General features: G+C 66.6%; 15 protein-coding genes. 6 read left to right on the top strand and 9 right to left on the bottom strand.

Translation table 11 applies throughout. The annotated features are described in order from the left end of the window. The first annotated feature begins 51 nt into the window (after positions 1 to 51). The 4 genes from ACRY_RS16815 to ACRY_RS16800 all read left to right on the top strand — a co-directional run bounded on the left by ACRY_RS16815 (position 52) and on the right by ACRY_RS16800 (position 5,279). On the top strand, positions 52 to 663 hold the full coding sequence (locus ACRY_RS16815) for an OmpA family protein (RefSeq protein ID WP_012040370.1): 612 nt from the start codon (positions 52 to 54) through the stop codon (positions 661 to 663). Positions 664 to 691: 28 nt separating this feature from the next. Beyond that, positions 692 to 1,675, top strand: a complete 984-nt coding sequence (locus ACRY_RS16810; RefSeq protein ID WP_012040369.1) for a hypothetical protein — start codon at positions 692 to 694, stop codon at positions 1,673 to 1,675. Positions 1,676 to 1,756: 81 nt separating this feature from the next. Further along, entirely contained in the window at positions 1,757 to 3,283 is a 1,527-nt protein-coding gene (locus ACRY_RS16805; RefSeq protein WP_012040368.1) for an acetolactate synthase large subunit, read from the top strand. A gap of 265 nt (positions 3,284 to 3,548) precedes the next feature. Beyond that, positions 3,549 to 5,279, top strand: a complete 1,731-nt coding sequence (locus tag ACRY_RS16800; RefSeq protein ID WP_231295299.1) for a chloride channel protein — start codon at positions 3,549 to 3,551, stop codon at positions 5,277 to 5,279. 35 nt (positions 5,280 to 5,314) lie between these two features. On the opposite strand, the gene ACRY_RS19270 is transcribed toward ACRY_RS16800, so the two are convergent. From ACRY_RS19270 to ACRY_RS16770, 8 genes are read right to left on the bottom strand one after another with little or no spacing between them, the layout of a single operon-like run. Continuing rightward, on the bottom strand, positions 5,315 to 5,491 hold the full coding sequence (locus ACRY_RS19270) for a DUF1674 domain-containing protein (RefSeq protein WP_012040367.1): 177 nt from the start codon (positions 5,489 to 5,491) through the stop codon (positions 5,315 to 5,317). Continuing rightward, positions 5,488 to 6,249: a c-type cytochrome biogenesis protein CcmI gene (gene ccmI / locus ACRY_RS16795; protein ID WP_231295298.1), complete on the bottom strand. Its 762-nt coding sequence runs from the start codon at positions 6,247 to 6,249 to the stop codon at positions 5,488 to 5,490. Before ccmI ends, ACRY_RS19270 begins: the two co-directional genes overlap by 4 nt. 11 nt (positions 6,250 to 6,260) lie before the next feature. Further along, complete coding sequence (locus tag ACRY_RS16790) at positions 6,261 to 6,752, bottom strand: cytochrome c-type biogenesis protein (protein WP_007422088.1); 492 nt, start codon at positions 6,750 to 6,752, stop codon at positions 6,261 to 6,263. Further along, entirely contained in the window at positions 6,749 to 7,303 is a 555-nt protein-coding gene (locus tag ACRY_RS16785) for a DsbE family thiol:disulfide interchange protein (protein ID WP_007422087.1), read from the bottom strand. Before ACRY_RS16785 ends, ACRY_RS16790 begins: the two co-directional genes overlap by 4 nt. Before the next feature lie 9 nt (positions 7,304 to 7,312). Further along, positions 7,313 to 9,286, bottom strand: coding sequence for a heme lyase CcmF/NrfE family subunit (locus ACRY_RS16780; RefSeq protein WP_007422086.1), 1,974 nt, complete (start codon positions 9,284 to 9,286; stop codon positions 7,313 to 7,315). Positions 9,287 to 9,307: 21 nt separating this feature from the next. Beyond that, positions 9,308 to 9,829: a cytochrome c maturation protein CcmE gene (gene ccmE / locus ACRY_RS16775; protein WP_007422085.1), complete on the bottom strand. Its 522-nt coding sequence runs from the start codon at positions 9,827 to 9,829 to the stop codon at positions 9,308 to 9,310. After that, positions 9,829 to 9,990: a heme exporter protein CcmD gene (gene ccmD, locus ACRY_RS19265; RefSeq protein WP_013641075.1), complete on the bottom strand. Its 162-nt coding sequence runs from the start codon at positions 9,988 to 9,990 to the stop codon at positions 9,829 to 9,831. The genes ccmE and ccmD overlap by 1 nt, the downstream gene beginning before the upstream one ends. Before the next feature lie 4 nt (positions 9,991 to 9,994). Further along, positions 9,995 to 10,807: a heme ABC transporter permease gene (locus tag ACRY_RS16770; protein WP_012040365.1), complete on the bottom strand. Its 813-nt coding sequence runs from the start codon at positions 10,805 to 10,807 to the stop codon at positions 9,995 to 9,997. 139 nt (positions 10,808 to 10,946) lie between these two features. On the opposite strand from ACRY_RS16770, the gene ACRY_RS16765 reads away from it, so the two are divergent. Together ACRY_RS16765 and ACRY_RS16760 are read left to right on the top strand one after the other, a co-directional pair. Continuing rightward, positions 10,947 to 11,240: a YciI family protein gene (locus tag ACRY_RS16765; RefSeq protein WP_012040364.1), complete on the top strand. Its 294-nt coding sequence runs from the start codon at positions 10,947 to 10,949 to the stop codon at positions 11,238 to 11,240. After that, a complete protein-coding gene (locus tag ACRY_RS16760) occupies positions 11,237 to 11,650 on the top strand; it encodes an EVE domain-containing protein (RefSeq protein WP_012040363.1) in 414 nt (137 codons plus the stop codon). Before ACRY_RS16765 ends, ACRY_RS16760 begins: the two co-directional genes overlap by 4 nt. A 12-nt stretch (positions 11,651 to 11,662) precedes the next feature. On the opposite strand, the gene ACRY_RS16755 is transcribed toward ACRY_RS16760, so the two are convergent. Further along, complete coding sequence (locus ACRY_RS16755) at positions 11,663 to 12,427, bottom strand: alpha/beta fold hydrolase (RefSeq protein ID WP_012040362.1); 765 nt, start codon at positions 12,425 to 12,427, stop codon at positions 11,663 to 11,665. Positions 12,428 to 12,441: the final 14 nt, after the last annotated feature.

The raw sequence follows: 12,441 nt of genomic DNA, 5'->3' as shown, positions 1-12,441 counted from the left end.
CATTCCGACCGTCAACCGGATAGAATGTCGCCAAGATCGAGGGAGTTGATCATGCGTTTCACGGGCGTCTCCGCCGCCGCCGTCGTTGCACTGCTTGGCATGGGTGCCGCCCATGCGCAGTCCAGCGGCCCGTCGGCTCAGCAGATCATCCAGGCTCTGAAGCCGACGGGCAATGTGTCGAGCACCACGCGCGGCATCGTCCCGCTCGCGCAGGGGGCGGCGCAGGCAGCACCCGCGCCGTCGGTGGCGAAGCCGGCGGCGATGCGGATGAAGACCACCGCGCCGGCGGCGGTTTCCCATGCCGCGGCACAGACCCTGTCGATCAACCTGAACATCGATTTCGCGACGGGCTCGGCCAAGCTGACACCGCAAGCCGTCACCGAACTCGACCGTCTCGGCCGGGCGCTGACCGACAAGACGCTCGCCGCCTATCATTTCAGGGTCGTCGGCCATACCGACACGACCGGCGCGGCATCGACCAACCTCGCCCTCTCCCAGGCACGGGCGGCCGCGGTAAAGACCTATCTGATGTCGAAATTCGACATCCCGGCCACCCGCCTGCAGGCGACCGGCGTCGGCGAGGCGGACCTGTTGGTGCCGACCGGACCGAACGTGGCGAACCGGGCGAACCGCCGGGTTCAGATCATCAACACCGGCAAGTAGGCCCCTCCTGCATGGCCGGCGGCGTCTGATGGCGCGGCGGGGGTGGGATGTGCGCGCGGCGGCGTCCGGCGATCCGGACGACACCGTGCCGATGGGACAGATTCCCTCACGCGCCGCCGGCGCTCGGACCCGCCCGCCGGCGACGCGCCTTGCCGTTGCGCTGGTCGTCGCAATCGCCGCCGTAACGGGTGTCGGGATCGGTGGATGGATGGCGCTGCGCCGTCCGGATTATCCGAAGGCGGGCGAGACCGGGATTTTCAATCATGTCGGCCGGCATTTCACGATTTTCCGCTTCCGTGACGATCCGCTGATCCTCGTGATCGATTGCCCGGACCTGCGGGCCCAGGGCATGATGTTCGACCGGATCGCGGCGCTGATCGAGAAGGCCTCGACGCCGCGGAACCGCGTGCTGGGCGAGGCCGCCTTCAGGAAGGTTCTCGCGAAGGCGAACGCGACCGAGGCGACCTATTATTACGGCAATGACTATCCGGCCTGGGCCCTGCGGAAATTCTTCCGCCTCGCCCATGCCGAGGGCATCCGGCTCACCGCGGATGAGCGCCGGCTGCGGGAGATCGCGCGGCGGGAAGGGTTTCTGCGGCCCGGCGCGAACGGCGCGGTCATCTCGATTCCGCAGGCCCAGGGCAGCCGGCGCATCAGCTGGGTATCGCGGGCGGTCATCCTGCGCCACGAGCTTTCACACGGCGCCTATTTCACCATTCCCTCATACCGTCGCTTCGTGCACCGGTTCTACGACACGCAGATGACGCCGTCGGAACAGGCCGCCTTTCGCAGCTTCCTGATCCGCGATGGCTACGATCCGCACGATCGCGACCTCATCGTGAACGAGACGATCGCCTACATGGTGTTCACCCGCGACCCTGACTATTTCAACGCTCAGGCGGTCGGGCTCACCGATGCGCAACTGGCCTCGCTGCGGCAGCGATTCGTGGCGCAGATGCCTCATTTCTGGCTGCGCCCGATGGCGGACGCGCCGCTACCCGCGCATCGCTGACCCCCCTTGCCCGACCCGTCCGGAACGGGCAGTTTCCGTGTCCGAAAATCGACCGGCCAACGGGGAAGGAAAGACGGGTCCATGAACGGCGCTGAAAGTCTGGTGCATACGCTGATCGCGTGCGGCATCGATACGGTTTTTGCCAATCCCGGCACCAGCGAGATGCATTTCGTTGCGGCGCTCGACCGGATTCCCGGGATCAACTGCGTTCTCTGCCTCGACGAGACGGTGGCCTCGGGTGCCGCCGACATGTACTGGCGGACCAAGGGGCGCCCGGCGGCGACGCTGCTGCATTGCGGCCCCGGGCTCGCCAACGCGCTCGCCAACCTGCACAACGCGCGGCGCGGCCGGTCGGGCATCGTCAATATCGTTGGCGATCAGGCGACCTATCACCGCCCGCTGGACGCGCCGCTGACCGCCGACACCGAAGGCTGGGCACGGCCGGTTTCCGGGTGGGTCCGGACCGCAATGACCGCCGACGCGGTCGGACACGATGCCGCCGAGGCGGTGGCCGCTGCCCGGACCGGCACGATCGCCACGCTGATCCTGCCGGCGGACACGGCCTGGACCGAGGGCGGGGTGATCGGCACGCCGCAACCGGTGCCGCCGCGCCCCACGGCAGACGCCTCCGCCATCGACGCGGCCGCCGAGGTGCTGCGCTCGGGCGAACCTGCCCTGTTGCTGCTCGGCGGGCGGACGCTGACCGACGCGACGCTGCGGATCGCCACCGCCATCGTGCAGACGACCGGTGCCAAAATGCTGGCCGAGATGTTCAACGCGCGGATGGAACGCGGACAGGGGCGGCCGCCGATCGAGCGCATCCCGTACCAGATCGACGCCGCGGTGCACTCGCTGGAGGGAATCCGCCACCTGATCCTGGTCGAGGCCAAGCCGCCGGTCGGGTTCTTCGCCTATCCGGGCAAGAAGGGCCGGCTCTGGCCGGATGACTGCACGGTGCACACGCTGGCGGATATCGGCCAGGACGGCGTGGCCGCCTTGCAGGCGCTGGCCGAACGCATCGGCGCCGGCACGCCGGAGATCGCGGTGACGCCGCGCCCTGCGCCGGCGAAGGAGGCGATCGCGCCGGAGACGGTGGCCACCTCGATCGCCGCCCTGCTGCCGGATGACAGTGTCGTGATCGACGAGGGGATTTCCTTCGGCCGCGGCTTCTCGCGCTTCACCCATGGGGCGGCGCCGCATCTGTGGCTGCAGGTGCCGGGCGGGGCGATCGGCGGCGGCCTGCCGGGCGCCGTGGGTGCTGCGATCGGCTCCGGGCGGCGGGTGCTCGCGATCCAGGCCGACGGCTCGGCGATGTACAGCATCACCGCGCTCTGGACGATGGCGCGCTGCAATCTCGACGTGACGGTGGTGATCCTCGCCAACCGGAAATACGCGATCCTGCTGCATGAATACGCCAATGTCGGCGCCAATCCGGGACGGACGGCGATGGACATGCTCGATCTCGGCCATCCGGACATCGATTTCGTGCGCCTTGCCGAGGGGATGGGCGTCGCCGCCGCGCAAGCCGGCAGCATGGAGAAGCTCAACGAACTGATGGCGGCGAGTTTCGAGCGCAAGGGGCCGTTCCTGATCGAACTCCTGACCTGATCCGTTGATCGGCGAAACGGATCGGAATCATCGGCCTTTTCCATCGAATCGGAGGTTGACCGTTAACTTTCCTGTTGTAACTGTGGCTGCGGCCATGATGCTGCCGGAAATTTGCGGCATCTGACCGCCGGGCGGGCGGTCCGTCCTGACACAAGAAGACTTCACAGGGCGCAGCATGGCGAGTTCCACTGTTCAGCATCGGTCCAATTCCCGCTGGTGGTCGGCGCTGCGACGACGGATCGCGGCAATCACGGTGGATGCGCCGATGCATGTGCGCGCTCTGGTGCGCACCGACGAGATCTGGCTCGCGATGCTCGCGGCCGTGGTCGGCGTGCTGTCGGGGTTTTGCGTCTATCTGATGGATTTTCTCAGCCATCATTTTCATTTCTGGTTCTTCGCGCTGCCGAATCTCGACGAGGGACTGTCTCAGCAGACACATATCGACCCGCTGCGCGCCATCTTCGTGCCGATCCTCGGCGGCGCCGTGCTTGGGTCGGTCGCGTGGCTTCTCGGCAGGTACCGGATGACCAATTTCGTCGACCCGGTCGAGGCCAACGCGCTCTATGGCGGCAAGATGTCGCTCAGGGACTCGATCATCGTGGCGATGCAGACCTCGTTTTCCAACGGCGTCGGCGGCTCGGTGGGGCAGGAGGCCGGTTACGCGCAGTTCGGTGGCGGCCTGGCTTCCTGGGTAGGCCAGCATCTTCGGCTAAGGCGGAACGACCTGCGGGTGCTGGTCGGTTGCGGGGCGGGGGCTGCAATCGGCGGCGCGTTCAACGCTCCTCTCTGCGGTGCCTTCTATGGCATCGAGCTCGTCATCGGCACCTATTCGCTGCCAACGCTGACGATGGTGGTGATCTCCTCGCTGAGCGGCACGCTCGCAGTCGAACTGCTGATGAATGGCGGCGTACGGCCGCTGAACGTCGTATTGCCCACCCATACGCCGGGCTACGCCTATCCGCTGGCGGTGTTGCTCGGCATCATCGCCGGCTTTGTCGGTATCGCAATCATGCGGGCGGTCACCTCGCTGGAGGCGGTGTTCCGGCGCACCGGCGTTCCGATCTGGCTGCGTCCGATCATTGGCGGTGTCGTGGTCGGACTGCTCGGCAGCATCACGCCGAAGGTGATGGCCTCGGGCAATTCCTCCCTGCATACCCAACTCGCCGTGGTCTACCCGTTCATGCTGGCGGTGGCCCTGCTCGTGATGAAATCGACGGCCTCGGCCTTCTCCATTGCCACCGGCTTTCGCGGCGGCCTGTTCTTCGCCGCGCTGTTCATGGGGTCGCTGCTCGGCCGCGCCTATGGCGACGTCGCGGTCATGCTCCCCTTCGCGCATGGCGTGCCGATCGGCTTCTATGCCGTTGTCGGCATGGCTGCGCTCGCCACATCGATCGTCAGCGGCACGATGACCATGACCTTCCTGACGCTCGAGAGTACGAACAATTTCAGCATCACCATTGCGGTGCTGATGGCGGCAATCGCCGCATCCCTTACCGTTCGCCGGTTCTTCGGCTACTCGTTCACCACATGGCGCTTCCATTTGCGCGGCGAGACAATCCGCAGCGCGGTCGACATCGGCTGGATCCATAATCTCACCGTCGGGCGGATGATGCGCCGCAACCAGTACATCACCCAGGAGACAACCGCGATCGCGGATTTCAAGACCGAATTCCCCCTCGGTCGAACCCAGTACGTGGTCGTGCTCGACGAAAACCAGCATTATGCCGGCCTCGCCTACCCGTCCGAAGTTCATGCGCCGGACGCAGCAGCCGAGGACTCGATCCAGCATCTGGTGCGCCATCGCGACGATTTCCTGGTGCCGCAGGCAACGGTGAAGGAGGCGATCCGGGCGTTTGAGAAGGCGGAATGCGATGTCCTGGCCGTCATCGACGGCGAGGAAACACGCCAGGTCCTGGGTGTTCTCACCGAGCAATACGCCCTGCGGCGCTACAGTGAAGAACTGGACCAGCGGCGGCGGGAACTGTCCGGCGAATAAACCCGGGACTCAGGAACCGAGCATCCGCAAGACCATCAGAAGTCGGTGCAACGACCGTTGCGTTCCCAGTCGCCGTAGCGCGTGGGTTCAGGGCCTTTGGGGCCGCCGATCTCCTTGGGCCAGGGCTTTGACGCCCCAGCATCCGTGGTGACGGACGGCTTCCCGTCACCGCCCTCCTTGGGGAGACTGCCTGGTTCGACCGACTTGCTCATGGCCTGGACGTGGCCCCGGTCGCCTTGCCCGACAAGGGGGGGCTGCCATTGCTGGACTGCAGCACCGCAGCTTCGCGCAACCTTTGCTCGGCCAGGGAACGCCAGGGCGCTTGCGCCGGCGCCTCGGCTAGCGCCTTCCGGAACAGCGCGGCCGCATCCGGTGTCACATGGCCGGCGGCTTCGCTTTCGGCCTCTGCCGTTTCAGCGGCAAGTGTCGGATCGAATTTGATTGTCAATGCCACGTGCCAGGCACGCGCGGCCTGGTGGAGCTTGTTCTGGCTGACCAGCGCCTGACCGAGCAGCAGATAGCCCTGCCGAGCGTCCGGGCTACCCGGCGGCAGTTCCGCCAGCTTCTGCTTAAGCCTGTCGATCAGCGCGTTGTCCTGCCGCTCTGCCGCCGCGCGCTGGCGCATCACGCTTGCATGCGGCTCGGATGGCACCAGCGGCAGGCCGGATGGAACGAACACGACCACGGCGGCCACAGGAATGGCGGCAAGAGTGGCAATCATCAGACCGCGCGCGGCGCGGTTTGCCTCCGGTTCGGGGATCTGGTCGGCGGCGAGCAGCCGCCGCTGCACCTCCAGCCTTGCGGCCTGGTATTCCTCTTCTGGCAGCCGGCCTTCCTCGCGGTCCCGTTCGATTTCCTCAAGCTGCGCACGGTGCAGCGCCATGGCGGTCTCCCGCCGGTAGCGGATTGTGCCGCGGCGCAACCAGACCAGCACGACAGGCGCGAGCGCAACGGCGGCCAGCACCGCCATCCAGAGCCAGATCAAGACAGGAGTTCCTTCAGCCGGTCGGTCTCTTCCGGCGACAATGGGGGGGGAGCTGCCCGCCGGCGGCGGCGCGCGAAGAGCAGAACGGCCAGCCCGATCAGGGCGGCCAGGGCCGGCGAGAGCCAGAGCAGCCAGGTCTCCGGCCGGAAGGGCGGCTTGAGCAGAACGTAGATTCCATAGCGCTTGACCATGAAATCGATGATCTGGCGGTTGCTGTCTCCGGCGACGACGCGGCGGCGGATAATGGTGCGGAACTGTTTGGCCAGCCCGGCCTGCGAATTCTCGACCGTCTCGTTCTGGCAAACCAGGCAGCGCAGCTTGTTGCCGATTGCCTCCGCGCGGGCTTCCTGGGCGAAGGTGAGCTTCACGCCATCGCGCGTGATGCTGGTCGGATGGGCGCTCGCCGACGAGGACGAAGCCGGCGCAGCCAGCGCCGTGCCACAGGCGAGCACGAGTCCCGCGAACAGCAGAACGAGCCAACGCCTCATGTGAGCCTCTGCATGGCGGGCCGGAGCTGGTCATCGATGATCTCAGGCACCAGAGGCGCCGCGATATGCCACACCACCTTGCCGCCCGGCGCGATCAGGAAACTCTCCGGCACACCGTAGACGCCCCAGTTGATGGCAGTCCGCCCCGAGGGATCGGTGGCGAGACGCGCATAGGGATTGCCGTATTTTGCGAGGTAGAGGGCGATCGCCTCCGGCTTGTCCTGATAGGCGATCCCCCAGATATCGACGCCGGCCTTCGCCAGCCGGTCGAGATAGGGCGCCTCACCCGCGCAGGGCACGCACCAGGACGCGAAGAAATTCACCAGAACCGGCCGCTTCTGGGCGGCGAGCACCGGCTTGTCGAAGCCCTTCCGGCCGTTCACGCCCGGCAGGGTGAAATCCGGCACATCATGGCCAACCAGAGGATTGTCGAAGGCTTGCGGATTGTAACTGCCGGTCCTCATCCGGCGGAGCAGTTCATAGAAGCCGACGCCGCCTGCACCCACGACGAGCAGCGGCAGACCGAACAGCATGCGGCGCGAGACGCTCATCGGACAGGATCACACCGTGGCCGAGCCGGACGGCCGGCGCAGCCTGTTGCGCACCGGGGCGCCGACGCGGAAACGACGGTCGGTCAGGGAGATCGCGCCGCCAAGCGCCATGATGAGGCCTCCGAGCCAGATCTCCGGCGCCAGCGGATGGATGTTGAACCGGAACTCGCCACCACCGCTGTCGTTGTCACCGGCGAAGGTGGCAAAGAGGTTGCGCACACCGTTGGTGCTGATCGCTGCGGCCACCGTTTTCACCTTCTGGTTCGTGAAAAAGCGGGTTTCGGGATGCATCATCTCGACGAAATGGCCGTTCCGCGTCACCTCGATGGTGGCTTCCCGCGCCGCGTAGTTCGCCCCCTTGGCCGGCGCGATCGAAATCAGCTTCCAGTTGTAGCCGCCGAGATCGATCGACTGGCCGGGGTTGAGTACCCGGATCGTATGCACCTGCAGCGACATGCCAGCGATGCCAAGCACCGCGATGCCGAAGCCTAGATGCCCGAGCGAGGCGCCGATCGCGGCACGGGGAATGGTGAACAGCCGCGCGAAGGACTGGCGGAGCGGCACGCGGAACAGCCTGACCCGCTCGGCGAGATCGATCAGCGCGCCGATCATCACCCAGACCGCGCCGGCGAGGCCGAGAGCCGCCACGAAATGGCCTCGAAGGATGAACGCGCCGAAAACGATCAGCGCGACCACAGCGCCGAACCACAGCTTGGTCAGAGCCGGCAGAAGGACTGCGCGCTTCCAGGACATCATCGGCCCTACCGCCATCGCGAGGATCAGCGGTGCGGTGAGCGGCAGAACCGTCTGATCATAGAACGGCGCGCCGACCGAGATCTGCCGGTTGAAGAGCAGGTCGAGGAACGGAGGATACATCGTTCCGGTGAACACCACCGCGGCGATGATGCAGAGGAAGATGTTGTTGAGGATCAGCGCGCCCTCACGCGAGACCGGCGCAAAAACCCCGCTCGCCGCAAGCGCAGGAGCGCGGAAGGCGAAGAGCAGCAGCGAGCCGCCGATGGTCAGTGCCAGCAGTACGAGGATGAACAGGCCCTGAGCCGGCGAGGCCGAGAAGGCATGCACCGAGTTCAGCAGGCCGGAGCGGACGAGGAAGGTGCCGCAGAGGCTGAGCGAGAAGGTCGCGATCGCAAGCAGGACCGACCATGTCTTCAGCGCTTCGCGCTTCTCGACCACGATGGCCGAATGGATCAGCGCCGTGCCGGTAAGCCAGGGCAGCAGCGCGACGTTCTCGACCGGGTCCCAGAACCAGTACCCGCCCCAGCCCAGCGTGTAATAGGACCACAGCGAGCCGAAACAGATGCCGCAGGTGAGGAACAGCCAGGAAACCAGCGCCCAGGGCCGCACCCAGCGCCCCCAGGCGGCGTCCACCCGCCCCTCGATGAGGGCGGCGACGGCGAAGGCGAAGGCGATCGAGAAGCCGACATAGCCGGTGTAGAGAATCGGCGGATGAACGGCGAGGCCAGGATCCTGCAGGATCGGGTTGACGCCCGCGCCATGCAGCGGCGGCGGCCAGATCCGCGCGAACGGGTTGGAGACGGCGATGACGAACGCCATGAAGCCTGCCGAGATCAGGCCGAGCACGCCGAGCACGCGCGAGCGCAGGCTGGTCGGGATGCTGTTGCCGAACGCGCCGACGGTCGCGCCGCAGAGCGACAGGATCAGGCACCAGAGCAGGATCGACCCGTCATGGTTCCCCCAGGTGCCGGTGATCCGGTAAAGGAGCGGCGTTGTCGACGACGAGTATTCGGCAACGTTGCGAACCGTGAAATCCGACACGACCCCGGCCCACACCAGGGCGAGGAAGGAGAGGCCGAGCATCACGAACTGGCTGATCGCCAGTGCGGGCGCGGTGCGGAGGATCAATCGGTCGCGCAGCATTGGACCGGCGATACCGATGACCGATTGTGCGACGGCAATGGCCAGTGCCAGCGCGAGCGCGAAATTGCCCAGGGTGGGAATCATTCTCCGGTCTCTCCCGTCCGCTCAGCCATTGTTGGATGCCTCGATCTGCGCCGGCGACTTGTCATCCCAGGCGCCGGCATTGGGCGGCGGCCCGAATTTCGGATTCCACTTGCCGGCCTTGCGCAGCGCCATCTCGACATCGCGCGGCATGTAGTCGGCGCCATGTTTGGCCAGCACGGTAGAGGCCATGAACTCGCTGTCACCCTTGGCCATCGCGCCAATCGTGACCACGCCCTGCCCCTGACGGAACAGGCCCGGCAATACGCCGGTATAGACCACAGGGATCGAAGCGCGGCCATCGGTGATGCGGAATGTGGTGTAGGGCGCGCCGTTGCGCGTGCCCATCACCACGGTATTCGCCTGCACGATGCCGCCAAGGCGGAAGACACGGCCCGGAGGCGGATGGCGGGCGGCGACCTGCTCGGGCGACATGAAGAAGGACAGGCTGGAGCGGAAGGCGAACAGCATCAGCGCCACCGCGGTGGACAGGCCGATGCCGCAGGCGATCACGATCCAGAGGCGGCGCTTCTTGCGGCTCATCATCACACGGCACTCCCGGATTTCTCGTGCCGACGCGGCTCGACCGCGGCGAGCCTGCGCCGCGCCGAGCGATAGCGGAAGAACGAGGAGATCGAGAGAAACCCGATGATGAGGAGGGCGACGCCGTAGCTGCCGACCACGTAGGGCATCGTATGCTTGACCATGTCTTCAGTTCCCGGAGCGCTCCGCGCGTGCGAGCAGCAGGGCCCGCGTGCGGTTCTCCATGATTCCGCTCGAAATCCGCGCGAGCGACATCGCGATGAAGGCCAGATAGAAGCCGACCGTGCAGATCAGCAGCGGATAGAGCATGGTGATGTAGATCTTGGAGGGGCCGGTCAGGGTGATCGAGTTGCCCTGGTGGAGCGAATTCCACCAATAGACGCTGAACACGATGATCGGCAGGTTGATCGCGCCGACCAGGCCGAGGATCGCGGCCGCACGATAGCCGTGCTGCGGATTGTCGAACGCGCGGATCAGCGCCATGTGGCCGAGATAGAGGAAAAACAGGATCAGCACCGAGGTCAGCCGTGCATCCCACACCCAGTACGTGCCCCATTCAGGCTCGCCCCAGAGCGACCCGCTGATCAGGCAGAGCGCGGTGAAGCCGGCGCCGACCGGGCCCATCTCCTTCGCCGCGATATCGGCGAGCGGATGCCGCCATACGATCGAGAGCAGCGAGCAGATCGCCAGCGCGGCGTAACCGTTCATCGCGACCCAGGCCGCCGGGACGTGAACATACATGATGCGCGAGGCTATACCCTGCTGCCAGTCGGCCGGGGCGAAGAAGAAGCCCCAGACGAGTCCGATCGTGCAGGTCAGCAGCGCCGTCCAGCCGATCCAGGGGATGATGGGCTGCACCAGGCGCTGGAAACGGCCGGGATTGGCGAAACGATGCAGCCAGGCCCCGGTTTTCGACGTCGGAACGGCGATCGCGCCGCCTGGCACGTCTCCCGCGTATTCCGTAATTGCTGAACGGTCCATTGATAGATTGTCTAATACGAATTTGAATTTTTGACACCCCCCGCCCTCGCACGCACCCGGTTCCCGCGATCACATCTTGGCGCAGAGCGATCCGCCGCTATGCTGGGAGGCAGAGAAAACGCCAGAATGGAGCCATCCCATGCAGTTCCTCCTGATCGCCCATGACCGGGAAGACGGTCTTGCCCTGCGCAAGCAGGTGCGCCCGGAGCATCTTGCCTACCTCGAAAGCATAAAGTCGAGCATCGTCTTCGGCGGCCCGATGCTGGGGGCGGACGGCAATCCTTGCGGCTCGATGATCGTCTACGAGGCGGCGGACCGCGCGGCGGCCGAGGCGCTGGTCGCGAACGACCCCTATAGCAAGGCCGGGCTGTTCGGCGCGGTCGAGATCCAGGGCTTCCGCACGGTGGTGCGCGACGGCACGCTGACGCCGTGAACTACTGGCTGGTCAAGTCCGAGCCGGACGCGTTCTCCTGGGACCAGCAGGTGGCCAACGGCGTCGAACCCTGGACCGGCGTGCGCAACCACGCCGCCAGGAACAACCTGAAGGCGATGCGCGTGGGCGACCGCGCCTTCTTCTACCACTCCAATATCGGTCGCGAGATCGTCGGCGTGGTCGAGGTGGTGCGGGAGGCCTATCCGGACCCGACCGCCGAGTCGGGCGACTGGGTGGCCGTGGATATGAAGGCCATCGCGCCGATGCCGCATCCGGTCGGCCTTGCCGCGATCAAGGCCGATCCGGCGCTGGCGGACCTCGCACTGGTGCGCCTGTCGCGCCTGTCGGTCGGCCCGGTCAGCCCGGAGCACTGGGCGCATCTCTGCGCCATGGGCGGGTTGCGGATCTAGCGCAGCGCCCCCCTAGCCGCGCAGGAAGGGCTCGATCGCCGCGAGTACCTCGCGCGGCTTCTCGGCGTGGAGCCAGTGGCCGGCATCGGCGATCGTCTCGATGCGGGCCTGCGGGAAGCGGGCACGGATCGCCCCATGCGCTTCCAGCGGCACGTAGGACGATGTCGCCCCCGCGACGAACAGCGCCGGGCCATCGTAGCGCGCACCGGGCGCCGGATCCGCCCAGCCGACCAGATCGGTCATCGCGCCGGCGATTTCCTCAAGGCCGAGGCGCCAGCGCGGCGCCGCGCCGAGCACGAGATTGTGCAGCAGGAATCCGCGCAAGGCCGGCTCCGGCACGCTGGCGGCGAGGGCAGCGTCCGCCTCCTGCCGCGTCAGCCCCGGATGCAGCGCGAGGCCGCGCATCGCCCGGACATAGCCCAGATGCTCGTGACCATAGGCGATCGGCGCGATATCGAGCACGGCGAGGCGGGTGACGCGGCCGGGATGGGTGAGCGCCAGCGTCATCGCCGTCTTGCCGCCCATCGAGTGCCCGACCACGCCGGCCGAGGCGATGCCGAGCGACTCCATCGTCTCGGCGACATCCTCCGCCATGACCCGGTAGCGCATGTCCGCATCGTGCGGGCTGTCGCCATGGTTGCGGGCATCGAGCGTGGTGACGCGGAACTGCGCCGCGAGCCCACGGGCGATGACGCCGAGATTGCGCCCGGCGCCGAACAGCCCGTGCAGCAGAATGACATCCGGGCCTGTGCCGGTCGTTGAGGCGTGGAGAATCATTTCGGTTTGTCGAT

This window comes from Acidiphilium cryptum JF-5 (genome assembly GCF_000016725.1).
GTDB classification, from domain to species: Bacteria; Pseudomonadota; Alphaproteobacteria; order Acetobacterales; family Acetobacteraceae; genus Acidiphilium; species Acidiphilium multivorum.
Note: the sequence above shows the minus strand (reverse complement) of the source record. Positions and strands in the feature narration are given on the sequence as shown.

Excerpts from the sequence above, each read along its gene's own strand:
- ACRY_RS16815 (WP_012040370.1), top strand. The coding sequence starts at position 52 with ATGCGTTTCACGGGCGTCTCCGCCGCCGCCGTCGTTGCACTGCTTGGC.
- ACRY_RS16810 (WP_012040369.1), top strand. The coding sequence starts at position 692 with ATGGCGCGGCGGGGGTGGGATGTGCGCGCGGCGGCGTCCGGCGATCCG.
- ACRY_RS16805 (WP_012040368.1), top strand. The coding sequence starts at position 1,757 with ATGAACGGCGCTGAAAGTCTGGTGCATACGCTGATCGCGTGCGGCATC.
- ACRY_RS16800 (WP_231295299.1), top strand. The coding sequence starts at position 3,549 with ATGCATGTGCGCGCTCTGGTGCGCACCGACGAGATCTGGCTCGCGATG.
- ACRY_RS19270 (WP_012040367.1), bottom strand. The coding sequence starts at position 5,491 with ATGAGCAAGTCGGTCGAACCAGGCAGTCTCCCCAAGGAGGGCGGTGAC.
- ccmI (WP_231295298.1), bottom strand. The coding sequence starts at position 6,249 with ATGGCGGTGCTGGCCGCCGTTGCGCTCGCGCCTGTCGTGCTGGTCTGG.
- ACRY_RS16790 (WP_007422088.1), bottom strand. The coding sequence starts at position 6,752 with ATGAGGCGTTGGCTCGTTCTGCTGTTCGCGGGACTCGTGCTCGCCTGT.
- ACRY_RS16785 (WP_007422087.1), bottom strand. The coding sequence starts at position 7,303 with ATGAGCGTCTCGCGCCGCATGCTGTTCGGTCTGCCGCTGCTCGTCGTG.
- ACRY_RS16780 (WP_007422086.1), bottom strand. The coding sequence starts at position 9,286 with ATGATTCCCACCCTGGGCAATTTCGCGCTCGCGCTGGCACTGGCCATT.
- ccmE (WP_007422085.1), bottom strand. The coding sequence starts at position 9,829 with ATGATGAGCCGCAAGAAGCGCCGCCTCTGGATCGTGATCGCCTGCGGC.
- ccmD (WP_013641075.1), bottom strand. The coding sequence starts at position 9,990 with ATGGTCAAGCATACGATGCCCTACGTGGTCGGCAGCTACGGCGTCGCC.
- ACRY_RS16770 (WP_012040365.1), bottom strand. The coding sequence starts at position 10,807 with ATGGACCGTTCAGCAATTACGGAATACGCGGGAGACGTGCCAGGCGGC.
- ACRY_RS16765 (WP_012040364.1), top strand. The coding sequence starts at position 10,947 with ATGCAGTTCCTCCTGATCGCCCATGACCGGGAAGACGGTCTTGCCCTG.
- ACRY_RS16755 (WP_012040362.1), bottom strand. The coding sequence starts at position 12,427 with ATGATTCTCCACGCCTCAACGACCGGCACAGGCCCGGATGTCATTCTG.